A 23687-nucleotide genomic window follows, 5' to 3' on the forward strand; every position below is an offset into this window, starting at 1 on the left:
GCAGGCTCACTCCTACAGGGTTTTGTGTGAATCCGTCAGGCCAGGGTCGGCAATGGGCCGAGCTTGCCCTTGTGGTAAATCATCGGTGTCACCGGTTGCGCGGGCAGGATCAGGTTCTTCACCGCGCCGACAATGATCGCGTGATCGCCACCATCGTATTCACGCCACAACTCACACTCGATGATCGCGGTGGCTTTGGCGAGGATCGGATTACCGAGTTCGCTCAGATGCCATTCGATGTCCTTGGCCTTGTCCTTGCCCTTACCGGCGAAGGCATAGGCCTCAGCCGTCTGGTCAGCGGACAGCAAATGGATCGCGAATTTCTTGCTGTCACGCAACACCGGATACGTGTCGGAAGCATAGTTGGGGCAGAACAGCACCAGCGCCGGGTCAATCGACAGCGCACTGAAGGCGCTGGCGGTGATGCCGACGATCCCGCCTTCGGGGTCAACGGTGGTGACCACCGTGACGCCGGACGGGAACGAGCTCATGACGTCTTTGTAAATGCCGGGTTCGATCATTTCGCAGGACTCCTAGCGCATCACAAACGGATCAGGCATTGGCGCCTGGGAAAGGTTGATCCACACCGTTTTCAGTTCGGTGTAGGCCAGCACCGAATCGATGCCGCTTTCGCGTCCATAGCCACTGTTCTTGAAGCCGCCGATCGGTGCCATTGCCGACACCGCGCGGTAAGTGTTGACCCAGATGATCCCCGAACGCACATCGCGAGCGAGGCGATGGGCGCGACCGAGATCGCGGGTCCAGATGCCGGCGGCGAGGCCAAACTGCGAGTCGTTGGCGATCGCCAGCGCTTCGGCTTCATCTTTGAAACGGATCACCGAAGCCACCGGGCCAAAGACTTCTTCCTGCATGATCTTCATCGAATTGCGGTCGCATTCGAACAGTGTTGGCTCGTAAAACCAACCGTCGCCGAGATCGGTCGGACGCTTGCCGCCGGTACGCAAACGCGCGCCTTCAGCGATGGCATCGGCGACCAGACCTTCGACCACCGCCAATTGCTGCGCGGTGGCCATCGGGCCCATCTCGCTGTTGTCTTCCTGCGGGTTGCCGATGCGAATACGCTGGGCGCGTTCGACCAGGCGATTGACGAACTCGTCGTAGATTTCGTCCTGCACCAACAGCCGTGAACCCGATACGCAACTCTGCCCGGACGCCGCGTAGATCCCGGCGATCGCACCGTTGATCGCGCTGTCCAGATCGGCGTCGGCGAAGATGATGTTCGGCGACTTGCCGCCGAGTTCCAGCGACAGCTTGGCGAAGTTCTCGGCGCTGCTGCGCACCACATGCCGTGCTGTGGCCGCGCCGCCGGTGAAGGCAATCTTGCGGATCAGCGGATGGCGGGTGAGGGCGGCGCCGGTGCTCGGGCCGTAACCGGTGACGACGTTGACCACGCCCGGCGGAATCCCCGCTTCGAGGGCCAGCCGCGCCAGTTCAAGAATCGTCGCCGAAGCGTGCTCGGACGGCTTGATCACAATCGTGTTGCCGGCGGCGAGGGCCGGCGCCAGTTTGATTGCGGTCAGGTACAGCGGGCTGTTCCACGGAATGATCGCGGCGACCACACCCATTGCTTCGTGCACGGTGTAGGCAAACAGGTCGGGCTTGTCCAGCGGCAGCGTGCCGCCTTCAAGTTTGTCGGCAAGGCCGGCGGTGTAGTGGAAGAACTCTGGCAGATAGCTGACCTGACCACGGGTTTCGCGGATCAGCTTGCCGTTGTCGCGGCTTTCCAGCTGCGCCAGTTGTTCCTTGTTTTCCGCGATCAAGTCACCGAGACGACGCAGCAATTTGCCGCGCGCGGTGGCAGTCAGACCACGCCATGCCGGGCTGTCGAATGCAGCCTGTGCCGATTGCACGGCGCGTTCGACGTCCGCTTCATCGGCGTCAGGCAGTTGCGCCCAGGCTTGTGCGGTGGCTGGGTTGAGGCTTTCGAAGGTCTTGCCGGAGAGGGCGTCGACCCATTCTCCGCCGATGCACATCTGGAAGCGTGCGAGTGTCATGCAACGATCCCCTTTATATGGTTTTGTCGGGAGTGTGCGAATTGGAGAAATTCCAGCAGCGTCTGATTGACCAGACGCGGCGACTCTACCGGCATCATATGCCGTTGCTCGGCCAGCACGGCAACCTTCGCACCGGGGATGCGTCGGGCCAGTTGCTCGGCCATTTCCGGGGTCGAACCCGGGTCGAGTTCGCCAGTGGCGATCAGCGTCGGCGCCTGAATGCTGCCCAGGTCGTCGGCGCGGTACATGTCTTGGGTGGCGAACAATTCGTAGGTGGTCAGGTAACCCTGCGGATCATTATTGGCGAGGGTCTGGCGCAATGCGGCGATCTGCGCCGGGTTGGCCGCCTGATATTCACGGCTGAACCAGCGTGAAAGCGCCGCTTCGGCATTGGCGTCCGGGCCATGCTCGGCCGCTTGCGCGGTACGGGCGATGACGCCGGCACGCTGTTCTTCGCTGCGGTTGAACACACTGTTCAACACCACCAGGCTTTGCAGGCGCTGCGGGTAATGCAGGGCAAAGGCCCGCGCGACCAGACCGCCCATGGAGAAACCGATCACCGCTGCCTGCGGCAGATTCAGGTGATCGAGCAGCTCCAGCAACTGATCGGCGTAACCGAGCAGGTTGGTGCCGCTGGCCGGTCGCGGGCTGGCGCCATGGCCGAGCATGTCGTAGGCGATCACTTGATATTGGCTGGACAGGCCGACAATCTGCCCGCCCCACATTTCTTTGTTCAGGCCCACGCCGTGGATCAAAACCACGGGCTGGCCTTGGCCGGTCGCCAGGTAACTGGTGCCAGCCGGGGTGAGTTCAGCGGTGAGCCGAATCATGGAGCGCTCCTGCAATGCCTTTTTATTGTGATTACTGGGCTTTTTCGGCGGCCAGTTCTTCCAGATCGATGTAGCGGTTGCCGATGCGCGGATGCAGGCGACCACCGTCGGCGCAACCCAGCACGACAACGATTTCGTCGGCACGCGGCGCGTCTTCGATCTGCATTTCCAGGGTGATGTAGTGCGAACGCTGACCTTCGTCGTCCTTGTGCATCATCGGAATCTGAATAGACGTGCCCGGGCCGCCGCGCTTGTTGGTGAAGCTCAGGTAGCTCTTGGCGTTGACGGCTTCGCGGTAGTGGTTGCCGAAGCGCAGGGTGTGGATCACGGCGGAGGCGTGTTCGATCTCGCCATCGGCACCGACCACAGCGGCTTTGCCGTAAGCCTCGATCTTGTCCGCACCGCCGATGATGCCGACCAGACGCTCGACCATCAGCGCACCGAGGTCGGAGCAGTTGGCGCGGATCTGCGGCTTGAGGTCTTCAACGAAACCGTTGCCTACCCAAGGGTTTTTCATCACCACGGCGAGGCCGACCATGGTCACTGGCTTGTCAGTGGCCTTGCCGCCTTCAATGAAGGTTTCTTCGACATAGCTGACGATCTTGCGAATTTCGAAACTCATGAGCTGCTCCGTAGGGGGATTGAGAGTGTCTGTGCGTCTGATGGTATACCATAATACCGATCGCGCAAGTCCCTCCGGTAACTTTTGCCGCATCACCCCGGCGAATGGTCATGTATTCAGATCCCAAAGCCCCCACAACTCCCTGTAGGAGTGAGCCTGCTCGCGATAGCGGTGTGTCAGCTGAACAATTGCTAACTGATACACCGCTATCGCGAGCAGGCTCACTCCTACAGGAGGAAATCGTCGGCAATGCGGTTAACAAAAGATAACGTGGCGCCGATTGTCAGACGTTTCGAAAGCCCGATAGGATGAGCCAGCTTCCGAAGTGGCTCTGGATTGCGGGTTTCAGGACTATGCTCCTGAGCAGCCATCAGCGGAGCACACTTGCGGCGCCCTTGAAGGCCCAATGGCCTAACAATAATAAATAGGGGAAGGTCTATGAGTCGTTGCCGCCCGCCGGCGTTACGCCACACCGCGTTGCTGGCCACAGCACTCTCCATGCTGGGCTTTGCCACGTTATCGGCACCGGTGATTGCCGCCGAGGCGCCAGCCGACGTGGTCTACGCCACCGAATCCGCCAAAGCCACGAAAAGCCTGATTCTCGATGTTGTTCACGCCGGCAAACGGTTGGTGGCGGTCGGGGATCGCGGGCACATTCTCTATTCCGATGACCAGGGCAAGACCTGGACCCAGGCCAAGGTGCCGAGCCGGCAACTGCTGACCGCTGTGTACTTTGTCGACGACAAGCACGGCTGGGCGGTCGGTCATGACGCGCAAATTCTCGCCAGCGCAGACGGCGGTCTGACCTGGACCAAACAGTTCGAAGACCTCAAGCGCGAATCACCGCTGCTCGATGTCTGGTTCAAGGACGCCAACAGCGGCCTCGCGGTAGGCGCTTACGGTGCGCTACTGGAAACCACTGACGGCGGCAAACACTGGGAAGACGTCAGCAACCGCCTCGATAACGAAGACCAGTTTCACCTCAACGCCATTGCCGCAGTGAAGGACGCCGGGCTGTTCATCGTCGGTGAGTCGGGCAGCATGTTCCGCTCCGCCGACGGCGGCCAGACCTGGGAAAAACTCCAAGGCCCGTACGAAGGCTCGCTGTTCGGCGTGATCGGCACGGCCCAACCGCAGACCCTGCTGGCTTACGGCTTGCGTGGCAACCTCTACCGCTCCACCGATTTCGGCAGCACCTGGGAACAGGTCGAGTTGAAAGCCGCACGTGGTGCGCTGGAGTTCGGACTGTCCGGCGCGACCCTGCTCGAAGACGGCTCGATCGTCATCGTCGGCAACGGCGGCTCGGTGATCAGCAGCAGCGACAACGGCGAGACTTTCAGCGTGTTCAACCGTCCGGACCGCATCTCGCTGTCATCGGTCACCGCTGCCGGCGACGGCAACCTGATTCTGAGCGGGCAGGGTGGCGTTCACACCACACTGCCAAACGGTGCCGAGATCAATAATAAGAAGGCGGGGCTATGACTTCCTTGAGTTCTCATCATCAGGACAAAGCGACGTTCCTTGAACGTCTGATCTTCAACAATCGCCCGGCAGTGATCCTGATCTGTCTGGTGGTGAGCATTTTCCTGTTCTGGCAGGCCACGCTGATCCGGCCGTCGACCAGTTTCGAAAAAATGATCCCGCTCCAGCATCCGTTCATCGAGAAGATGATGGAGCACCGCAACGATCTGGCGAACCTCGGCAACACCGTGCGCATTTCGGTGGAAGCCAAGGACGGCGACATCTTCTCCAAGGAATATATGGAGACCCTGCGGCAGATCAACGACGAGGTGTTCTACATCTCCGGTGTTGACCGTTCCGGCCTGAAGTCGCTGTGGAGCCCGAGCGTACGCTGGACCGAAGTGACCGAAGAGGGTTTTGCCGGCGGGGAAGTGATCCCGCAGAGTTACAACGGCTCGCAGGACAGCCTCGATCTGCTGCGCAACAACGTGCTCAAGTCCGGCCAGGTCGGGCGGCTGGTGGCCAACGACTTCAAGTCGAGCATCGTCGACATTCCGCTGCTGGAGTCCTACCCGGATCCTGAAGACCAGGGCAAGTTGCTCGCGCTGGACTACCGCAAGTTCTCCCATGAACTCGAAGACAAGATCCGCAACAAGTTCGAAGCGCAGAATCCCAACGTCAAAATCCACATCGTCGGTTTCGCCAAAAAGGTCGGCGACCTGATCGACGGTCTGGTGATGGTGGTGCTGTTCTTCGGCATTGCCTTCGTCATCACCCTGATCCTGCTGTTGTGGTTCACCAACTGCGTGCGCAGCACCATCGCGGTACTGAGCACGACGCTGGTGGCGGTGGTCTGGCAGCTCGGCTTGATGCATTTCTTCGGTTTCGGGCTTGATCCGTATTCGATGCTGGTGCCGTTCCTGATCTTCGCCATCGGTATTTCCCACGGCGTGCAGAAAATCAACGGTATCGCCTTGCAATCCAGCGAGGCCGACAACGCCCTGACCGCAGCGCGACGCACCTTCCGGCAACTGTTCCTGCCTGGGATGATCGCTATTCTCGCGGATGCGGTGGGTTTCATCACGCTGCTGATCATCGACATCGGCGTGATCCGTGAATTGGCCATCGGCGCGTCGATCGGCGTGGCGGTGATCGTGTTCACCAACCTGATCCTGCTGCCGGTGGCGATTTCCTATGTCGGCATCAGTAAACGCGCGATTGCCAGGAGCAAGAAAGACGCGAACCGCGAGCACCCGTTCTGGCGCCTGCTGTCGAACTTCGCCAACCCGAAAGTCGCCCGGATCTCGGTGGTGCTGGCGCTGATCGCTTTCGGCGGCGGCCTCTGGTACAGCCAGAACCTGAAAATCGGCGACCTCGACCAGGGTGCGCCGGAACTGCGTCCGGACTCGCGCTACAACAAGGACAACAACTTCATCATCAACAACTATTCGACCAGTTCCGACGTGCTCGTGGTGATGGTCAAGACCAAGGCTGAAGGCTGCTCGCGCTACGAAGCCATGGCGCCGATCGATGAGCTGATGTGGAAGATGCAGAACACCGAGGGCGTGCAGTCGGCGATCTCGCTGGTGACGGTGTCAAAGCAGATGATCAAAGGCATGAACGAGGGCAACCTGAAATGGGAAACCCTGTCGCGCAACCCGGACGTGCTGAACAACTCGATTGCCCGCGCCGACGGTCTGTACAACAACAGTTGCTCGCTGGCGCCGGTGCTCGTATTCCTCAACGATCACAAGGCCGAAACCCTCGATCGTGCGGTGCACGCGGTGCAGGAATTCGCCAAGGACAACAACAAGGACGGCCTGGAATTCATCCTCGCGGCCGGTAACGCCGGTATCGAAGCGGCCACCAACGAAGTCATCAAACAGGCTGAGCTGACGATCCTGATTCTGGTGTACATCTGTGTGGCGGTGATGTGCATGATCACCTTCCGTTCGTGGGCAGCGACGTTGTGCATCGTCCTGCCGCTGGTGCTGACCTCGGTACTCGGCAACGCGCTGATGGCGTTCATGGGCATCGGCGTGAAGGTTGCGACGTTACCGGTGGTGGCGCTGGGTGTGGGGATTGGTGTCGACTACGGCATCTACATCTACAGCCGTCTGGAAAGTTTCCTGCGCGCAGGGCTGCCGTTGCAGGAAGCCTATTACCAGACGCTGAAATCCACCGGTAAAGCCGTGCTGTTTACTGGTCTGTGCCTGGCGATCGGCGTGTGCACGTGGATCTTCTCGGCGATCAAGTTCCAGGCCGACATGGGCCTGATGCTGACCTTTATGTTGCTGTGGAACATGTTCGGTGCGCTGTGGCTGCTGCCGGCACTGGCGAAGTTCCTGATCAAGCCGGAGAAACTGGCGGGGCAGAAGGGCAATTCGCTGTTTGCGCATTGATCTGAAGGGCTGAAACGACGAAGCCGCAACCTTAGGGTTGCGGCTTTTTTTGTGGCTCAAGATCAACAGCCCCTCACCCTAGCCCTCTCCCGGAGGGAGAGGGGACTGACCGAGGTGTGCGGCTTGATTCATCGACCTGAGATACCGAGTCGATTATGGATTCACAGCAAATCGTTCAAGTCGGCGTAAATCTCGAATATCCCCCAATCGGTCCCCTCTACCTCTGGGAGAGGGCTAGGGTGAGGGCAGAGGATCTCAAGCGTTAAGTGAGTTCAGCGCCGAGCACAACACTCAATGCACTACGCGCATCATCCAGCTGCACCAACGTCGCATGCCGAGCACCCAGCGCATCCCGATTTTCGATCGCCGTCAAAATCGCCTTATGCCGAGGCAACGCCAATTCATGCAGATTCGGCCGCTGATTCGAATGCTTCAGCGCCTCGGCAATCGCCACCGACAACATATTGCACAGGTTCGCCAGCAAATCATTGTGCGTCGCATCGGCAATCCGGCTATGGAAATCCAGATCTGGCTGCAACAAAGCCTCCGGCGTCGGCGCGGCTTCCATGCGCTGGTAGGCCTCACCGATAGACGCAATTTCAGCATCGGTCGCATGTTGAGCGGCGAGGGCAGCGGCGGCGGGTTCGATGATGCTGCGCACGCTGGTCAGCACATTGAAGAATTCATTCTGCGGGCTGCTTTGCATCAGCCAGTGCAGCACGTCCGGGTCGAGCATGTGCCATTCGCGCCGCGCTTTGACCACCGTGCCCACGCGCGGTCTGGAATACACCAAACCCTTGGCCACCAGCACCCGCGTGGCTTCACGCAACACCGGCCGGCTGACCGCGTACTCCTCGCAGAGCAAGGCTTCGGCGGGCAGTTTGTCGTCGGGCAAAAAGCGTCCGGAGACGATCTGCATGCCCAGTTCCTGGACGATGCGCGAGTGCATGCTTTTACGATCGGAGGGTTTGCGGTAATCCATGGGGAACGGCGCGATCCTGAGCGGTGGAGATGCCGCGCATCATAGCAGGCACCAGACAATCTTGAGGCGGGGAATGATCGTTCCCACGCTCTGCGTGGGAATGCCGCCCGGGACGCTCTGCGTCCCATTTCAGAGCTGGAACGCGGAGCGTCCCTTGAGGCATTCCCACGCGGAGCGTGGGGACGATCAATGTGGGAGCGAGCAGGCTCGCTCCCACAGGAGAATTGCGCTGTTAGTGAGAGTGGCGCGGCACTTCAGCCCCGCGGCAACCGACGAGGAAATCAAAGTCACAACCCTGATCCGCCTGCAGTACATGGTCGATGTACAGCTGACGATAGCCACCCACCAACAACTGCTGCGGAGGCTGCAGATCCGCCATGCGCGCTGCCAGTTCGGCATCCGGAATGTCCAGGTGCAAACGCCCGGTGGCGCAATCCAGCTCGATCCAGTCGCCTTCCTTCACCGTCGCCAAAGGCCCGCCGGCCGCCGCTTCTGGCGCCACGTGCAAGACCACCGTGCCGTACGCCGTGCCGCTCATCCGTGCATCGGAAATGCGCACCATGTCCGTCACACCCTGTGCCAACAGCTTGGCCGGCAAGCCCATGTTGCCAACTTCAGCCATGCCCGGATAACCCTTCGGCCCGCAGTTCTTCATCACCAGAATCGAATCCTTATCGACGTCCAGTTCCGGATCGTTGATCCGCGCCTTGTACATGTCGAAGTTCTCGAACACCACCGCACGGCCGCGATGCTGCATCAATTCCGGGGTTGCGGCGGACGGTTTGAGCACAGCACCCAGCGGCGCCAAGTTACCGCGCAACACACAAATCCCGCCATCGGCGCGAATCGGATTGTCGAGCGTGCGGATCACTTCGTCTTCGCCGTAGATCGGCGCGTCCTTGGTGTTCTCGCCGATGGACTTGCCGTTGACGGTCAGTGCATTCGGATTAGGAATCAGATTGGCTTCACCGAGGCGGCGCAGCACCGCTGGCAACCCCCCGGCGTAATAGAACTCTTCCATCAGGAAACGCCCCGACGGTTGCAGGTCGACGATGGTCGGCATGCCGCGACCGATGCGGGTCCAGTCGTCCAGATCCAGCTCGACGCCGATGCGCCCGGCGATGGCTTTCAGGTGAATCACCGCGTTGGTCGAACCGCCGATAGCAGCGTTCACGCGGATAGCGTTTTCGAAGGCTTCTTTGGTCAGAATCTTCGACAGTTTCAAATCTTCGCGAACCATCTCCACCGCGCGCATGCCGGACATGTGCGCCAACACATAACGCCGCGCATCCACCGCCGGAATCGCCGCGTTGTGCGGCAGCGAAGTGCCCAGTGCTTCAGCCATGCAGGCCATCGTCGATGCGGTGCCCATGGTGTTGCAGGTGCCCGCCGAACGCGACATGCCGCCCTCGGCTGCGAGGAAATCGTCGATGGTGATGGTGCCAGCCTTGACCTGCTCGCTGAGCTGCCAGACCACGGTGCCGGAACCGATGTCCTTGCCCTTGTGCTTGCCGTTGAGCATCGGTCCGCCAGTGACAACGATGGCCGGCACGTCGCAACTGGCCGCGCCCATCAGCAGCGCCGGGGTGGTTTTGTCACAACCGGTGAGCAGCACCACGCCGTCGATCGGGTTGCCGCGAATCGCTTCTTCAACGTCCATGCTCGCCAGGTTGCGGGTGAGCATGGCGGTCGGGCGCAGGTTCGATTCGCCGTTGGAGAACACCGGGAATTCCACCGGAAAACCGCCAGCCTCGATCACCCCGCGTTTGACGTGCTCCGCGATCTGGCGGAAGTGCGCGTTGCACGGGGTCAGTTCCGACCAGGTGTTGCAGATGCCGATGATCGGCTTGCCATGGAACTGGTGGTCGGCGATGCCCTGATTCTTCATCCAGCTGCGGTACATGAAGCCGTTCTTGTCGGCCGTGCCAAACCATTGGGCGGAGCGCAGGGTGGGTTTCTTATCAGACATGATCGATTCTCTTATTGTATGACTATAGTGTTCCAGCTACGGCTTAATCTAAGCGCAAAATCCTAGGTTTGGAAGTGTTGTTGGTGAATTAGTATTACTATATAGTCGTTTTCGACGGAGGGATGGCCCTGGCGGTTTTCCGTGAGAGGCGTCCCCCGAGGTTCTATAAAAACAACAATCGGAGACCGATCTCATGAGCCAGGAACTGCGGCTAATCCGGCGCATTACGCTGAAACTGATTCCCTTCCTGATCCTGCTGTACCTGATCGCCTATGTGGATCGTTCCGCCGTCGGCTTCGCCAAGTTGCACATGGGCGCCGACATCGGCATCGGCGATGCCGCTTACGGCCTCGGCGCCGGGCTGTTCTTCATTGGCTACTTCCTCCTCGAAATTCCCAGCAACCTGATGCTCGAACGCTTCGGCGCACGACGCTGGTTCGCGCGGATCATGATCACTTGGGGCGCCATCACCATCGGCATGGCCTTCGTTCAGGGGCCGCACAGTTTCTACGTGATGCGCTTTCTGCTCGGCGCGGCCGAGGCGGGGTTCTTCCCCGGCGTTCTCTACTACATCACCCAATGGTTCCCGGTGCGCCATCGCGGCAAGATTCTCGGGCTGTTCATTCTTTCCCAGCCCATCGCCATGATGATCACCGGCCCGGTGTCCGGCGGTTTGCTCGGCATGGACGGCGTTCTGGGTCTGCATGGCTGGCAGTGGCTGTTCATCGTCATCGGCACCCCGGCGATTCTGCTGACCTGGCCGGTGTTGCGCTGGTTGCCGGATGGTCCGCAGCAAGTGAAGTGGATGGATCAGGCAGAGAAAGACTGGCTGACCGGCGAGCTGAAAAAGGATTTGCAGGCATACGGCCAGACTCGCCACGGCAATCCGCTGCATGCGCTGAAAGACAAACGCGTGTTGCTGCTGGCGCTGTTCTATCTGCCGGTGACGTTGAGCATTTATGGCTTGGGTTTGTGGTTACCGACATTGATCAAACAGTTTGGCGGCAGTGATCTGGTCACCGGTTTTGTTTCGTCGGTGCCGTACATCTTCGGGATCATCGGTTTGCTGATCGTGCCGCGCAGTTCTGATCGTTTGAATGATCGCTACGGGCATCTGGCGGTTCTGTATGTGCTGGGCGCGATTGGCCTGTTCATGAGTGCGTGGCTGTCGTTGCCGGTGGCGCAACTGGCGGCGCTGTGTCTGGTGGCGTTTGCGCTGTTTTCCTGCACGGCGGTGTTCTGGACCTTGCCGGGGCGCTTCTTTGCCGGCGCGAGTGCGGCGGCGGGGATTGCCTTGATCAACTCAGTGGGGAATCTCGGCGGGTACATCGGGCCGTTCGTGATTGGGGCGTTGAAGGAATACACCGGGAATCTAGCGTCTGGGCTGTACTTCCTCTCGGGGGTGATGGTGTTCGGCTTGATTCTGACCGGCGTTGTCTATCGCGTGCTGGAACGCAAACACGTGCTGCCGGTTGACCAATTTGCCGCCAGCGCACGCGGCGCTACCCGTACCTGACTGACCAACACCGGTCCCCTGTAGGAGTGAGCCTGCTCGCGATAGCGGTCTATCAGTTGACAACTTTTTGGCTGACACACCGCTATCGCGAGCAGGCTCACTCCTACAAGGATCTGCGGTGTTTCGAATAACACAGGAGAAAATCATGCATCTGGTTCAATTCGAATTAAGCAACCGCGAACGCCGCGTCGGCGTGGTCGACAACGGTCTGGTGCGCGAGGTGCAAGACGCGCGCAGCGTGCGTGATCTGGCGCTGGCCGCCATCGAAGCCGGCAACACCCTCGAGCAGCAAGTGCAAATCTTCGGCCTCGGCATCAGCCACGACTACACCGAATTGCTCGCGCAACTGCGCGTCCTGCCGCCCCTCGACCACCCGGACCCGGCGCACATGCTGGTCAGCGGCACCGGCCTGACCCATTTGGGCAGCGCTTCGGCCCGGGACAAAATGCACCAGCAGGCCGGCGACGAAGCGACGATGACCGACACCATGCGCATCTTCAAATGGGGCGTGGAGGGCGGTAAACCGGCGGCGGGGCAGGCAGGCGTACAACCTGAATGGTTTTACAAAGGCGACGGCAGCATCGTCGTCCGCCCGGGCCAACCCTTCCCGGTACCACCGTTTGCCGAAGACGCCGGTGAAGAACCAGAAATGGCCGGCCTGTACCTCATCGGCAACGACGGAAAGCCTTATCGTCTGGGCTTTGCGGTCGGCAACGAGTTCTCCGATCACATCATGGAACGCAAGAATTACCTGTACCTCGCGCACTCGAAATTGCGCAGCTGCAGCTATGGCCCGGAACTTCGCACCGGCGAACTGCCTCAACATCTGGCAGGCACCAGTCGCATCCTGCGTAACGGCGAAGTGCTCTGGCAGAACGAGTTTCTCAGCGGCGAGGCGAATATGTGCCACAGCCTCGCCAACCTCGAATACCACCACTTCAAATACAGCCAGTTCTTGCGCCCGGGCGACGTGCACATTCATTTTTTCGGCACCGCGACGCTGTCGTTTGCCGATGGCATTCGCACGCAGCCGGGCGATGTCTTTGAAATCAGCCAGGCCGAATTCGGCGCGCCACTGGTGAACGGCATCGTCCCGGTTCCAGCGGTTTATGAGCCGGACAGCATCGGCACCCTTTAAGGAGATCCCATGACTCAGATTCTCGGTCACAACTACATCGGCGGTCAGCGCAGCGCGGCTGGCGACGTCAAACTGCAATCGGTCGATGCAACGACGGGCGAGCAACTGCCGCACGATTTCATTCAGGCCACCGCCGAAGAAGTCGACGCCGCCGCCAAAGCCGCCGCTGCCGCGTACCCGGCTTACCGCAGCCTCAGTGCCGAACGCCGCGCGCAGTTTCTCGATGCGATCGCCGATGAACTGGACGCCCTCGGTGATGATTTCGTCGCCGTGGTCTGCCGCGAAACGGCATTGCCGGCCGGACGCATTCAAGGCGAGCGCGGGCGTACCAGCGGGCAGATGCGCCTGTTCGCCAAAGTGCTGCGCCGGGGCGATTTTTACGGTGCGCGGATTGATCTGCCGTTGCCGGATCGTCAGCCATTGCCACGTCCGGATCTGCGCCAATACCGCATTGGTCTTGGCCCGGTGGCGGTGTTCGGCGCAAGCAACTTTCCATTGGCATTTTCCACCGCTGGCGGCGACACCGCCTCGGCGCTGGCCGCCGGTTGCCCGGTGGTGTTCAAGGCCCACAGCGGTCACATGGCCACGGCTGAACTGGTCGCCGATGCACTGATCCGCGCCGCCGAAAAAACCGCCATGCCCGCCGGCGTGTTCAACATGATCTACGGCGGTGGGGTTGGCGAATGGCTGGTCAAACATCCGGCGATTCAGGCGGTCGGTTTCACCGGCTCGCTCAAGGGCGGCAGGGCGCTGTGCGACATGGCCGCCGCACGGCCGCAACCGATTCCGGTGTTTGCCGAGATGTCGAGCATCAACCCGGTGATCATCCTGCCGCAGGCACTTGCCGAGCGTTCGGAAACCGTCGCCCGCGACCTGACCGCGTCGGTGGTGCAGGGCTGCGGCCAGTTCTGTACCAATCCGGGGCTGGTGATCGGCATTCGTTCGCCACAGTTCACCGCATTCGTCCAGCAGGTCGCTGGTCTGATCGGCGATCAACCGGCACAAACCATGCTCAACGCCGGCACCCTCGGCAGCTACGGCAAAGGCTTGCAGAAGCTGTTGGCGCATCCCGGCATTGAGCATCTGGCCGGCAATCCGCAGCAAGGCAATCAGGCGCAGCCGCAGTTGTTCAAGGCCGACGCGAGCCTGTTGATCGATGGTGATGAGGTGCTGCAGGAAGAAGTGTTCGGACCGACCACGGTGATTGTCGAAGTGGCGGACAAGGCGCAACTCAGCGCTGCGCTGCATGGCCTGCACGGGCAACTCACCGCGACGATCATTGGCGAGCTGGCGGACTTCGAACGTTTCCCTGAATTGACGCCACTTCTGGAACAGAAGGTCGGGCGGATTCTGCTTAACGGCTATCCGACCGGTGTCGAGGTGTGTGATTCGATGGTCCACGGCGGGCCGTATCCGGCGACATCCGATGCTCGTGGCACTTCGGTGGGCACGCTGGCCATTGATCGCTTCCTGCGCCCGGTGTGCTTCCAGAATTACCCGGACAGCTTGCTGCCCGAGCCGCTGAAAAACGCCAATCCGTTGCGCATCCAGCGCCTCGTCGACGGCAAGCCCTCGCGCGACGCGTTGTAACCGACAGCCAATATCCCCTGTGGGAGCGAGCCTGCTCGCGAATGCATTCTTTCAGTCAATTATTCATTGCCTGACACAGCGCTTTCGCGAGCAAGCTCGCTCCCACAGGGGTTCCAGCGGGGCCTCTGGACCACATTGAGCTATCATTGGCCCTTTCCCCCTAGAAAGACTGTTTGCCATGACTGCCCAAACCCTTCTCAACGCCCTCGAACACTGCGGCATGGTCGAAATCGACGGCTTGCACGCCTTCGAATTTTCCCTCGACGAAGACGACAACCTGCACATCGAATGCATCGATGGCCGCGAGGCCAAGCATTGGGAATTCACGCCGGCTCAGGTTGCAGCGGCAACCTTCGACGACTCTTTGCAGAGCTGGTTGATCGTCGGCTATTTCAATGAAACCAAAGCGATCGGCGAACACCGCTTGGTTTGTCATGGCGACGTAGTCAGCAGCAGCGATGACGAGGATGACAATCAATGAAAATGCGTAAATTCTGGCCGCTGCTGATGGCCGGCAGCGTCGGTGCCATGGGGCTTTCCAGCGCATCCGCCGAGAACTTCCAGCTGCTGGTCGGTTCCTACACCGCCAACACCAGCCAGGGCCTCTATCGAATGAACTTCGACAGCGCCACTGGCCAGATCGCCGCCAAACCGCTGCAGGTGGTCAAGAGCGAAAACCCGTCATGGCTGACCCTCTCCAAAGACCAGCATCGCCTGTTTGTGGTCAACGAAAACGGCCCGGGCCAGAAAGACCCGGTCGGCCGTGTCAGCAGCTATTCGATTGATCCGAAAACCCACACGCTGACCCTGATCAATCAAGTGCAAAGCCTGGGCAACGAACCGACCCATTCGAGCCTCAGCGGTGACGCCAGCCACTTGTTCGTCAGCAACTATTCGGTGGTGGAGGACCCGGGTGGAACGTTGGCGGTATTGCCGGTCGGTGCCGACGGCAAACTCAAACCTGTCGTGCAGATGAGCGCGCACCCGGCCAGCCGCGTCAATCCCGAGCGTCAGGCGTCGAACCACGTGCACTCGACGGTCTCATCGCCGGACGGTCGCTACGTGTTCTCCAATGACCTCGGTGCGGACAAAGTCTTCATCTACCAATTCGACCCGAAGGCCAACCCGGACCTGCCGCTGACCCCGGCGAAAACGGCATCGGTGTCCATGCCCGCCGGCAGCGGCCCGCGTCATCTATTGTTCAGCGCTGATGGCAAACACGCCTGGCTGACCATGGAAATGAGCGCGCAGGTCGCGGTGTTCGACTATAACGACGGCGTGCTGACCCAGACGCAACTGGTCGATCTGGCTGCCGGCCAGCCGACTTCGGACAAGGCCGGTGCGGCGCTACACGCCTCGGCGGATGGCAAGTTCCTCTACGTCAGCAACCGTGGCACCGCCAATCAGTTGGTGGTGTTTGCGATTGATCCGGCGAGCGGCCAGCTCAAAGAACTGCAAAAGCGCTCGGTGGACGGTGATCACCCGCGCGAGTTCAGCCTCGACCCGAGTGGCAAATTCCTGCTGATCGCCAACCAGAAGAGCAACGAAATTGTCGTCGTCGAGCGCGATGGCAAGACCGGTCTGCTCGGCAAAACCGTGCAAAAACTGCCGATGGACGCGCCCAGCGACCTCAAGTTTCTAGTGCGACAATAAGCCACAGGCCCCGGTTTGCGGGGCCTGCCTCTTTGTATTAATCGCGCTGATATCCGGTAATGCTACAAAGCATTTCAAGCGATCAACCCTCGAGCGTTAAGTTTGCTTCACAGCCCAACCGGGCAAACAAGCCAACCGAACACGAGGGTTACCGCCATGAACTTCAATCTCTTCTCCGTAATTGCCGCTTCCGCCATCTCTGCCACCGTGGTACTGCCAGCCGGTGCCAACGTTGAAATCGCCAGCAAAAAATCCCACACCCAGAGCTACACCCAGAAATACCTGCAACGGAGCGCCAACTTCTACGCCGCCCTGGATCACAAAGCCCAACACTGAAATGCCCGCTTCGAACAACTCCCTGTAGGCGCTGCCGAAGGCTGCAGTCTTGATCTTGCCCTTGGGGTCGTTCCCACGCTCCGCGTGGGAACGCAGCCCGTGACGCTCCGCGTCACTGGACGCAGAGCGTCCCAAGAGGCATTCCCACGCTGAGCATGGGAACGATCAGATCGCAGCCTTCGGCAGCTCCTACACGTGTGCGTGTGTTTTTCGCAGCACGATAGGTTTCTTCAAACATGCAAATAGACTGGCTAAATAATCAACGAAGCTGATGTTTACTATGGCAAACCCTGAGTGGTTCGCGCGGCTTTTTTGATCGATTCTGTGGGCATCGAAACATGCCCACGGGAGAACACCATGGCCAGCGCAATCCTTCATTCAGCCAAACGCGGCGCCTACCTGGTCATCGGTCTGTACCTGGCCGTGGTGCTGGTCGTCAGCATCGCATCGCAAATGGAGCACAGCTTCGACGCACCGATTCAAGTTGCCCATCCTGGCATCCGGTTCGAAGTCCGCTCGCAAGGCGTGATGGTCGACCGGGCCGAACTCGCAGGAGTCGGCGGAGCATGAAAGGCTACAGACTTTGGGTGATCGCCGGTTTGGCGTTTTTCACCAACGGCGCTTCATTATTGGGTATCGGCCAAGGCTCGGTGGGCGCATTGGCCCGGGCCATAGAGGCCAATCACAGCATTGCGCACAACATCGAACGGGCGAATACGCTGGGGCTGATGGCTGGCAATCCGCCGGTAAAAGTCTCGGCCGATTTTCTCGGGCCATTCGAGATAGATTGCATGGCACTGGGCATGTGCCAAGCGCTGGCTTGACCCTGTAGGAGCTTGATCGTTCCCACGCTCCGCGTGGGAATGCAGCCCCGGACGCTCCGCGTCCGATTGGAACGCAGAGCGTCCCTTGAGGCATTCCCACGCAGAGCGTGGGAACGATCAAGCAGGAAGGTAAGGGTTACTTCCTCATGATCGAGGTGAAGAGTTCGGACTCGAGGAAACGCTGCAACCAGGCTTGTAAGCGAACATAAGGCGTCTGCGCAAACCACTCGCGATCCACATGGGCAAACTGCCGAACGAAGGGCAGCAGGGCGATATCCGCCAGGCTCGGATGATCGGCCAGCAGATAATCGCGATCGTTGAGCAGCACTTCCAGCCGCTGCAAATACACCGCGCCTTCAGCCCGATAAACCTCCATCGGCTGCTCGGGATAACGCTCGGCATACTTGTAGCGATTCAACTGCACCTTGAACCCCTGATCATTCGCCTCGATCAATTCAGCAATCCGCGAGTCGCCATCAAGCAACCAACCCTGCGGGTCATTCTGCGCCAACGCCCAGCGCATGATCTCCAGACTCTCATCAATCACCCGTCCACCGGCAGCCAGCACCGGCACCGTACCCTTGGGCGAGATCGCCAGCATCTCGGCCGGTTTGGCCTTGAGGCTGACTTCGATGATGTCCACCGGCACACCCGAATAACGCAGCGCCATCCGCGCGCGCATCGCGTACGGGCAGCGGCGGAAGGAATACAGCGTGTTCATTTCACCTCCAGCGTGCTCAAACCGTTGCCTTGGCGCTGCACCTGAATCTGCACCGGAATCCGTTCGTGCATTTCCTGCACGTGGGAAATCACCGCGACCTTGCGGCCCTGCGCCTGCAAACCATCGAGCGCATCCATCGCCAGTTGCAGCGACTCCGGATCGAGGCTGCCAAAGCCTTCATCGATAAACAGCGATTCGATCTTCAGCGTACTCGACGCCATCGACGCCAGACCGAGTGCCAATGCCAGCGACACCAGGAACGTCTCGCCGCCAGACAACGAATGCACCGAACGCAGTTCGTCACCCATTTCGGTGTCCATCACCAGCAGGCCAAGCATGCTGCCGCCGCGTTTCAGGCGATAGCGTTTGACCAGTTGGCGCAGTTGCACGTTGGCGTGATGCACCAGCAAGTCGAGGTTGTAGGCCTGGGCGATCTTGCGGAAGGTGTCACCGGTGGCCGAGCCGATCAAGGCACTCAGTCGCGCCCAGCGTTGATACTCGGCGTAGGCCTCGGCGATCTGCTGGGCCAGCGCTTGATTGGCGTTTTGCCGGCGCTGGTCTTCGACCTGTTCGGCACGCAGTTCGGCGCACTGCTGTTCGCTGACAGTGAACTGATTCTGCACATCGGTGAGGGCGCTCGCCAGTTGTTCGGCATCCAGATTGCCGTTGTGTTGCGCCTGATGATCGAGCAGGCGCTGGTCACGCTCCTGCAACAACACCTTGGCCTGTTCGATGGCTTTTTCGTTGTGCTGCAAGCGCTGGCGCAGCTCGGCGACCTGCGCGTCGTCGACCCGCAACAGGTCTTCGAGGCCGCCGTCATCCAGCTCTGGATGACGGGCGCGCCAGTCGGCAATTTTGCCGGCCAGATCCTGCTCTTCGCTTTCCAGAGTCTGCAAACGTTCCTGCTGCGCTTTGAGCTCGGCAGCGATCTGCACGAGTTGCGTGCGCACGTTCTGCAGTTCCTGCGCGGTAGCGGTTTCGGCGTTGCGCGCCTGTTCAACTGCTTGCTCAAGCTGCTGCTGCCAGTGCTCGGCGCTGCTGTGCTCGCCAAGCAATTGTGCGAGTTTCTGCTGGCAGGCTTGCTGTTGTTCGGCCAACGCATTGAACTGTTGTTCAGCCGTTTGCGCTTGCTGGAGGCGGGTCTGCTGACGGTCCTGCTCTTTCTCCAGCGTTTGCTGACGCTGTTGCTGTTCGGTCAGTTCTTCCTTCTGCTGCTCGAGTTGCGCCAGGCGCTCGGCGATCTGTCGGTCGAGTTGCATGAAGGTCGCCGCCGGCTCACGACGCAAGGCCTCAAGGGTCTCGGCCGGCAGCACATTGCCGAACGCCGTCAGTTCTTCGTCGAGGCGCTGACGGTCGCTGCTCAACTCGCGCTGCTGATTGTTCAGGTGCTGCGCCGCTTGTTGATGCGCAGTTTCTGCCTGACGCAATTGCTGGGTCAGACGCGCGGCATCCTGTTGCAGGGTGAGCAGGGCGCTCTGGCGTTGTTCGTCCTGAGTGATGCTCTGGTTCAGTTGCTCGTTTTGCCGGGCGAGCCAGGCATCGCGCTTGTCGGCGTCCTGATTGAACAACTGCGCGGACAGCGGATGCGCATCGAGGCCAGGCGCCAACGCTTGCTGCTGGTTCGCCAGTTGTTCTTGCTGTTGCAGCAGTTCTTTCTGTTGCGCGATCACGCCACCGACCTCGGCGCGCAGTTCGATAAGCTTTTCCTTGAGCTGATCGACTACCTGCTGAGCATTGGCCTGCTCGCTTTCATCATGCCGACCAAGACTTTGCAGCAGCGCTTCCGGCTGATGATATGGATGCTCGTTGCTGCCGCAGACCGGGCATGGCTGATCGTCCTGCAACTGCGCGCGCAACTCTTCGACGCTGGCACTGCGCGCCAGGCGCTGGCGTTCAAGCAGCTCGCGGGTGACGTTGAGGGTTTGCTCGGCGACGGTCAGATCGGCTTTGGTTTTTACGCCGTCCTGGGTCAGTCGCTCGCGCTCCTGCTGGACGCTGAGCTGGCGTTGTTGCAGCTCGCCGCTGCGTTTGTCGAGATCCTGTTGCGTGGCCCACAGACGTGACAGGTCTTCGAAGGCGCGCAGCTGTTTGCGGTTGTCCTGCAGCAGCGTGCCGAGGATGCCGATCTGCTCGGCGACCGCATCCGGTTCGGCGCCAGCCTCTTTGAACAGCACCTCAAGTTGCTGTTTCTGCGTGGCCAGCTCTTCAGCGCTACGCGTGGCGTTCTCTTCGAGACTCGCCAGTTCCGCCTGACCCTTGTTCAGGCGATTGCCGATCAGCATCAGTTGTTGCAGGCGATCGCGATAGGCATTCCACGCATCGCTCAACGGCGCCAGATGAGTGCTTTGCTCAAGTTCGGCGGCGATGCGTTGCAGGCGCTCGCTGACCTGAGTCTGTTTTTCCAGCAAGGCTTGAATGGCGTTCTGGCCTTCGGTGCACGCTTGCTGCGCATTGAGCGTCGCTTCGGTACTTTGCGCGACATCCTTGACCAGACGGGCGAGGGTGCTTTGCTCTTCGAAGGCCTGACGCAACAGCGGCGCGTTTTCCGACTGGCGCTGCTGCGCTTCGCGCAGGGCGACTTTCGCCGCTTCCAGAGTTTGTTCCAGTTGCGTCTGCCGCTCAGTCAGTTCGGCATGTTGCTGTGTGTGCGCGGCGATTTGCGCGGCCAACGGCGCCAACAGCGCATCGAGTTCGGTTTTACGCGCGAACTGATGCCGCTGCGGGCCGAGCTGCTCCAGTCGCGTCAGTTTCACTCGCTCGCCGGCCAGACCTTCTGATTGCTGCTGGGCACCGTGCAGTTGCTCGGTGGCGGCTTGCTGCGCATCCTGCAACACCCGCAAATCCTTGAGCCAGCCGTGCTGTTGCTCAAGCTGTTTGAGCTGCGCCTGTTGCAGTTTCAGCTGTTGTTGCGCAGCGTTGAAGCGCTCGTCCAGTTCGGCCCGGGCTTCAGGTGCCAACGGGGTTACGCCGGTGGCCTGATCCTGCAACAGCTTGTGCGCTTCGCGAGCCTCTTTGGTCTTGTCGAAGGCGCGGCGGCCGAGGCGGGTGTACAGCGCGGTGTCGGTGAGCTTTTCCAGCAGTTCGCTGCGGTCGTTGTCGTCCGCTTTCAGGAACGCACTGAACTCGCTCTGCGCCAGCAACACGGCACGGGTGAATTGTTCGAAATTGAGGCCGAGCGCAGCTTCCAGTTGCGTTTTGTACTCACCTTTCTGGCTGGCGAGCAGTTGATCCTGATCGATGTCGCGCAGGCTCTGACGACTGGCTTGCAGCTTGCCGCCGGCCTTCTCGCGGGCGCGGTTGGCTTCCCACCGCGCCCGATAACGACGGCCATCGACACCGACGAAATCCACTTCGGCATAACCTTCGCCGGTGCCGCGACGCAGCAGAGTGCGCGGGTCGCCGGTGGCGATTTCGCCGTCAGCATCCGGGACTTTCGCGTCGCGGCCGGTGTTGTTCAGACGCGGCACGGCGCCGAACAGCGCCAGGCACAAGGCGTCGAGCAGGGTGCTTTTACCGGCGCCGGTCGGGCCGGTAATCGCGAACAAACCGGCGCTGGCCAGCGGCTCAGCGGTGAAATCGATTTCGAACGGGCCGGCGAGCGAGGCGAGGTTTTTCAAGCGAATGGCGAGAATTTTCATGGCTGCTCGCCCTCCAGTTGCACGTCTTGCAAGAGTTCGCCGAAGTCCTTCAACGTCTGCTCATCGACCTCACTGCCATAGTTGTCGAGCCAGGCGCGGCTGAACAGTTCTTGCGGAGTGAGTTGGTCGAGTTCTATCAGCGCGGTGCCATCTTCCTCGCCGTTAGCACCACGGTTGCCAGCGTATTCAGCGGCGATACGCACCAGGCGCACGGCTTTGCCTTGCAGAGCACTTTCCACTTGATGGCGCAGATCCGGCTGCGGCTCGTCGAGGGTTACGCGCACTTCCAGCCACGGCTGCCGCTGGGTTTCGGCGAGCAGATCGATGTTCGGCAGATCCGCCAGTTGCAGAAGAGTCTCGGCCAGCGGTGCCGGGCCGATGCGTTGCAGATTGACCGAGCGGGGGATCAGTTTCGGCTCGACGCTGACCAGGGTTTCGCCGTCGAGGGTGACATCGAGGATCTGATGTTGATAGCCAATCTCGGAGAACGACAACGGAATCGGCGAACCGCTATAGCGGATGCGTTCTTCACCGTTGACCTTCTGCGGCTTGTGCAAATGGCCGAGGGCGACGTAGCTGATGCTCGGCCCGAACAGGCTGGCGGGCAGGGCTTCGGCATTGCCGATGATCAGGCTGCGTTCGGAGTCCTCTGAAATGGAACCGCCGGCCATGTGCGCGTGGCTGATGGCGATCAGTGCCTGGCCGGGTTTGCGCTTGGCGTTGGCGGCTTCGATCAGCCACTCATGCACCTGACCGATGCCACGCAAATAGTTGTCGCCCAGATGCGCGCCAGTCACCTCCGCCGGGCGCAGGAACGGCAGCGCCAGGCACCACGCGGCGACTTCGCCGGTTTTATTCGGCAACGGCAGCAGCAGGCGTTCGGCATCCAATTGCCCGTCATCCAGCCACAACACCCGGCCCAGCGCATGCGTGCGCAAACGGCGCATCAACGGCGCGGGCAGTTCAATCCGTGAACCGGAATCGTGGTTGCCGGCGATCATCACGATGGTCAGCAACGGCTGCTGTTCGTGGGCGCTGACGATGAAGTCGTAGAGACGTTCCTGGGCTTTGACCGGCGGATTGACCGTGTCGAAGATGTCCCCGGCAATCAGCAGCACATCCGGCTGCGCCAGTTGCAGTTGGCGCAGCAGCCATTCGAGAAAACAGGCGTGCTCGAAATCGCGCTCCTGGCCGTGCAGGTTTTGCCCAAGGTGCCAGTCGGAGGTGTGGAACAGACGCAAGGTGGACTCCGCAACATTTAAGAGGTGATGGCCGCGAGGAAATGAAGGGCGGCGAAAGAGGGGAGAGTTTACAGATTATTGCGGTGGGAGGGCTTGTTGTGCAGGTGAGCGACGACTCACTGAGTCATGGTTTGCTGGATACCACTCATCGGAAGTGATTTCTCGGGTAAATCAAAAATTGACGCCAAAATAGTGGCCATCTAATATCGCGCCGCAAATTTGATATTAGTGCGCCACTATCCGGTGAAAGGGCCGTTTTGCGATCTGCAGCAAGGTTCGTGACTGTCAGGAAGTACCGCGCACTCACCGTCATCCGACTTTTACTGCTCGTTGTAAAGAGATCTTCAACATGGACGTTCGCCAGTACGCCTTCCTCGCGCATCAGCCTTCTGCTGCCGTAAAAAAACGCGAGTCTTTCCTCGGCATGTCAAAGCGCGGGCTGGCGTTTCTCTTGGCGAACGTCATGTTCTGGCAACCGATGTGGGCGCAGGCCGACGGTATTGTCGTCGCCAACCCGAATACCTCGCTGGATCGTGCCGGCAATGGCGTGCCGATCATCAACATCGCCACGCCCAATGCCAGTGGCCTGTCGCATAACCAGTTCCACGACTACAACGTCGGTGCCCAGGGCTTGATCCTCAACAACGGCTCGACGCAGAATAATCTGACCCAGCTGGGCGGCCACATCATCGACAACCCGAACCTGAAAAACAGCGGTTCGGCACAGGCGATTCTCAACGAAGTCATCA

At 60.3% G+C, this 23687-nt stretch carries 20 protein-coding genes; 11 read left to right on the forward strand and 9 right to left on the reverse strand.

Features of this window, described 5'->3' with window-relative positions; genetic code table 11:
- Nucleotides 1-35: 35 nt before the first annotated feature.
- Genes ACWR1S_RS14535 through ACWR1S_RS14550 form a run of 4 tightly spaced genes read right to left on the reverse strand, consistent with a single transcriptional unit; the run spans nt 36 to nt 3467 of the window.
- Nucleotides 36-521: a flavin reductase family protein gene (locus ACWR1S_RS14535; RefSeq protein WP_016984497.1), complete on the reverse strand. Its 486-nt coding sequence runs from the start codon at nt 519-521 to the stop codon at nt 36-38.
- A gap of 12 nt (nt 522-533) precedes the next feature.
- Entirely contained in the window at nt 534-2015 is a 1482-nt protein-coding gene (locus ACWR1S_RS14540; protein ID WP_150707614.1) for an aldehyde dehydrogenase, read from the reverse strand.
- The gene (locus tag ACWR1S_RS14545) at nt 2012-2845 is read right to left on the reverse strand and encodes an alpha/beta fold hydrolase (RefSeq protein ID WP_320337015.1); all 834 of its coding nucleotides are present in this window, start codon (nt 2843-2845) and stop codon (nt 2012-2014) included. The genes ACWR1S_RS14540 and ACWR1S_RS14545 overlap by 4 nt, the downstream gene beginning before the upstream one ends.
- A 31-nt stretch (nt 2846-2876) precedes the next feature.
- The gene (locus ACWR1S_RS14550; RefSeq protein WP_122594276.1) at nt 2877-3467 is read right to left on the reverse strand and encodes an amino acid synthesis family protein; all 591 of its coding nucleotides are present in this window, start codon (nt 3465-3467) and stop codon (nt 2877-2879) included.
- Nucleotides 3468-3905: 438 nt separating this feature from the next.
- On the opposite strand from ACWR1S_RS14550, the gene ACWR1S_RS14555 reads away from it, so the two are divergent.
- Nucleotides 3906-4949: a WD40/YVTN/BNR-like repeat-containing protein gene (locus ACWR1S_RS14555; protein ID WP_454563983.1), complete on the forward strand. Its 1044-nt coding sequence runs from the start codon at nt 3906-3908 to the stop codon at nt 4947-4949.
- Nucleotides 4946-7330: an efflux RND transporter permease subunit gene (locus tag ACWR1S_RS14560; RefSeq protein WP_454563984.1), complete on the forward strand. Its 2385-nt coding sequence runs from the start codon at nt 4946-4948 to the stop codon at nt 7328-7330. The genes ACWR1S_RS14555 and ACWR1S_RS14560 overlap by 4 nt, the downstream gene beginning before the upstream one ends.
- A 262-nt stretch (nt 7331-7592) precedes the next feature.
- Here ACWR1S_RS14560 and ACWR1S_RS14565 read toward each other — a convergent pair whose 3' ends face one another.
- The gene (locus ACWR1S_RS14565; protein WP_454563985.1) at nt 7593-8312 is read right to left on the reverse strand and encodes a FadR/GntR family transcriptional regulator; all 720 of its coding nucleotides are present in this window, start codon (nt 8310-8312) and stop codon (nt 7593-7595) included.
- Between the two features lie 232 nt (nt 8313-8544).
- On the reverse strand, nt 8545-10281 hold the full coding sequence (locus tag ACWR1S_RS14570; RefSeq protein WP_007917984.1) for an IlvD/Edd family dehydratase: 1737 nt from the start codon (nt 10279-10281) through the stop codon (nt 8545-8547).
- Nucleotides 10282-10474: 193 nt separating this feature from the next.
- Between ACWR1S_RS14570 and ACWR1S_RS14575 the strand changes: the two genes are divergently transcribed.
- The 8 genes from ACWR1S_RS14575 (at nt 10475) to ACWR1S_RS14610 (ending at nt 17338) form a co-directional block, all read left to right on the forward strand.
- Entirely contained in the window at nt 10475-11797 is a 1323-nt protein-coding gene (locus ACWR1S_RS14575) for an MFS transporter (RefSeq protein ID WP_454563986.1), read from the forward strand.
- A 145-nt stretch (nt 11798-11942) separates the two neighbouring features.
- Entirely contained in the window at nt 11943-12935 is a 993-nt protein-coding gene (gene araD1 / locus ACWR1S_RS14580; protein ID WP_454563987.1) for an AraD1 family protein, read from the forward strand.
- A 9-nt stretch (nt 12936-12944) separates the two neighbouring features.
- Complete coding sequence (locus tag ACWR1S_RS14585) at nt 12945-14525, forward strand: aldehyde dehydrogenase (NADP(+)) (RefSeq protein WP_454563988.1); 1581 nt, start codon at nt 12945-12947, stop codon at nt 14523-14525.
- A gap of 178 nt (nt 14526-14703) precedes the next feature.
- On the forward strand, nt 14704-15006 hold the full coding sequence (locus ACWR1S_RS14590; RefSeq protein WP_454563989.1) for a DUF5629 family protein: 303 nt from the start codon (nt 14704-14706) through the stop codon (nt 15004-15006).
- Nucleotides 15003-16178 carry a lactonase family protein gene (locus ACWR1S_RS14595; protein WP_454563990.1) on the forward strand — a complete coding sequence of 392 codons (1176 nt, stop codon included), beginning with the start codon at nt 15003-15005 and terminating at the stop codon, nt 16176-16178. The genes ACWR1S_RS14590 and ACWR1S_RS14595 overlap by 4 nt, the downstream gene beginning before the upstream one ends.
- Before the next feature lie 156 nt (nt 16179-16334).
- Nucleotides 16335-16514 carry a hypothetical protein gene (locus ACWR1S_RS14600; protein ID WP_454563991.1) on the forward strand — a complete coding sequence of 60 codons (180 nt, stop codon included), beginning with the start codon at nt 16335-16337 and terminating at the stop codon, nt 16512-16514.
- A gap of 357 nt (nt 16515-16871) precedes the next feature.
- Nucleotides 16872-17084, forward strand: coding sequence for a hypothetical protein (locus tag ACWR1S_RS14605; RefSeq protein WP_454563992.1), 213 nt, complete (start codon nt 16872-16874; stop codon nt 17082-17084).
- Entirely contained in the window at nt 17081-17338 is a 258-nt protein-coding gene (locus ACWR1S_RS14610; RefSeq protein ID WP_454563993.1) for a hypothetical protein, read from the forward strand. The genes ACWR1S_RS14605 and ACWR1S_RS14610 overlap by 4 nt, the downstream gene beginning before the upstream one ends.
- A 136-nt stretch (nt 17339-17474) precedes the next feature.
- Here ACWR1S_RS14610 and ACWR1S_RS14615 read toward each other — a convergent pair whose 3' ends face one another.
- The 3 genes from ACWR1S_RS14615 to ACWR1S_RS14625 are packed head-to-tail and all read right to left on the reverse strand — an operon-like array spanning nt 17475 to nt 22938.
- Nucleotides 17475-18059 carry a glutathione S-transferase gene (locus ACWR1S_RS14615; RefSeq protein WP_454563994.1) on the reverse strand — a complete coding sequence of 195 codons (585 nt, stop codon included), beginning with the start codon at nt 18057-18059 and terminating at the stop codon, nt 17475-17477.
- Nucleotides 18056-21697, reverse strand: coding sequence for an SbcC/MukB-like Walker B domain-containing protein (locus ACWR1S_RS14620; RefSeq protein ID WP_454563995.1), 3642 nt, complete (start codon nt 21695-21697; stop codon nt 18056-18058). The genes ACWR1S_RS14615 and ACWR1S_RS14620 overlap by 4 nt, the downstream gene beginning before the upstream one ends.
- Nucleotides 21694-22938, reverse strand: a complete 1245-nt coding sequence (locus ACWR1S_RS14625) for an exonuclease SbcCD subunit D C-terminal domain-containing protein (RefSeq protein ID WP_454563996.1) — start codon at nt 22936-22938, stop codon at nt 21694-21696. The genes ACWR1S_RS14620 and ACWR1S_RS14625 overlap by 4 nt, the downstream gene beginning before the upstream one ends.
- Before the next feature lie 349 nt (nt 22939-23287).
- Between ACWR1S_RS14625 and ACWR1S_RS14630 the strand changes: the two genes are divergently transcribed.
- On the forward strand, nt 23288-23687 hold a 400-nt coding region (locus ACWR1S_RS14630; protein WP_454563997.1), incomplete at its 3' end, for a two-partner secretion domain-containing protein.

It is taken from the genome of Pseudomonas sp. AIG (assembly GCF_977020205.1).

What these genes read in the sequence shown, in the direction of transcription:
- ACWR1S_RS14535 (WP_016984497.1), bottom strand. Translation starts at nt 521, where the DNA reads ATGATCGAACCCGGCATTTACAAAGACGTCATGAGCTCGTTCCCGTCC.
- ACWR1S_RS14540 (WP_150707614.1), bottom strand. Translation starts at nt 2,015, where the DNA reads ATGACACTCGCACGCTTCCAGATGTGCATCGGCGGAGAATGGGTCGAC.
- ACWR1S_RS14545 (WP_320337015.1), bottom strand. Translation starts at nt 2,845, where the DNA reads ATGATTCGGCTCACCGCTGAACTCACCCCGGCTGGCACCAGTTACCTG.
- ACWR1S_RS14550 (WP_122594276.1), bottom strand. Translation starts at nt 3,467, where the DNA reads ATGAGTTTCGAAATTCGCAAGATCGTCAGCTATGTCGAAGAAACCTTC.
- ACWR1S_RS14555 (WP_454563983.1), top strand. Translation starts at nt 3,906, where the DNA reads ATGAGTCGTTGCCGCCCGCCGGCGTTACGCCACACCGCGTTGCTGGCC.
- ACWR1S_RS14560 (WP_454563984.1), top strand. Translation starts at nt 4,946, where the DNA reads ATGACTTCCTTGAGTTCTCATCATCAGGACAAAGCGACGTTCCTTGAA.
- ACWR1S_RS14565 (WP_454563985.1), bottom strand. Translation starts at nt 8,312, where the DNA reads ATGGATTACCGCAAACCCTCCGATCGTAAAAGCATGCACTCGCGCATC.
- ACWR1S_RS14570 (WP_007917984.1), bottom strand. Translation starts at nt 10,281, where the DNA reads ATGTCTGATAAGAAACCCACCCTGCGCTCCGCCCAATGGTTTGGCACG.
- ACWR1S_RS14575 (WP_454563986.1), top strand. Translation starts at nt 10,475, where the DNA reads ATGAGCCAGGAACTGCGGCTAATCCGGCGCATTACGCTGAAACTGATT.
- araD1 (WP_454563987.1), top strand. Translation starts at nt 11,943, where the DNA reads ATGCATCTGGTTCAATTCGAATTAAGCAACCGCGAACGCCGCGTCGGC.
- ACWR1S_RS14585 (WP_454563988.1), top strand. Translation starts at nt 12,945, where the DNA reads ATGACTCAGATTCTCGGTCACAACTACATCGGCGGTCAGCGCAGCGCG.
- ACWR1S_RS14590 (WP_454563989.1), top strand. Translation starts at nt 14,704, where the DNA reads ATGACTGCCCAAACCCTTCTCAACGCCCTCGAACACTGCGGCATGGTC.
- ACWR1S_RS14595 (WP_454563990.1), top strand. Translation starts at nt 15,003, where the DNA reads ATGAAAATGCGTAAATTCTGGCCGCTGCTGATGGCCGGCAGCGTCGGT.
- ACWR1S_RS14600 (WP_454563991.1), top strand. Translation starts at nt 16,335, where the DNA reads ATGAACTTCAATCTCTTCTCCGTAATTGCCGCTTCCGCCATCTCTGCC.
- ACWR1S_RS14605 (WP_454563992.1), top strand. Translation starts at nt 16,872, where the DNA reads ATGGCCAGCGCAATCCTTCATTCAGCCAAACGCGGCGCCTACCTGGTC.
- ACWR1S_RS14610 (WP_454563993.1), top strand. Translation starts at nt 17,081, where the DNA reads ATGAAAGGCTACAGACTTTGGGTGATCGCCGGTTTGGCGTTTTTCACC.
- ACWR1S_RS14615 (WP_454563994.1), bottom strand. Translation starts at nt 18,059, where the DNA reads ATGAACACGCTGTATTCCTTCCGCCGCTGCCCGTACGCGATGCGCGCG.
- ACWR1S_RS14620 (WP_454563995.1), bottom strand. Translation starts at nt 21,697, where the DNA reads ATGAAAATTCTCGCCATTCGCTTGAAAAACCTCGCCTCGCTCGCCGGC.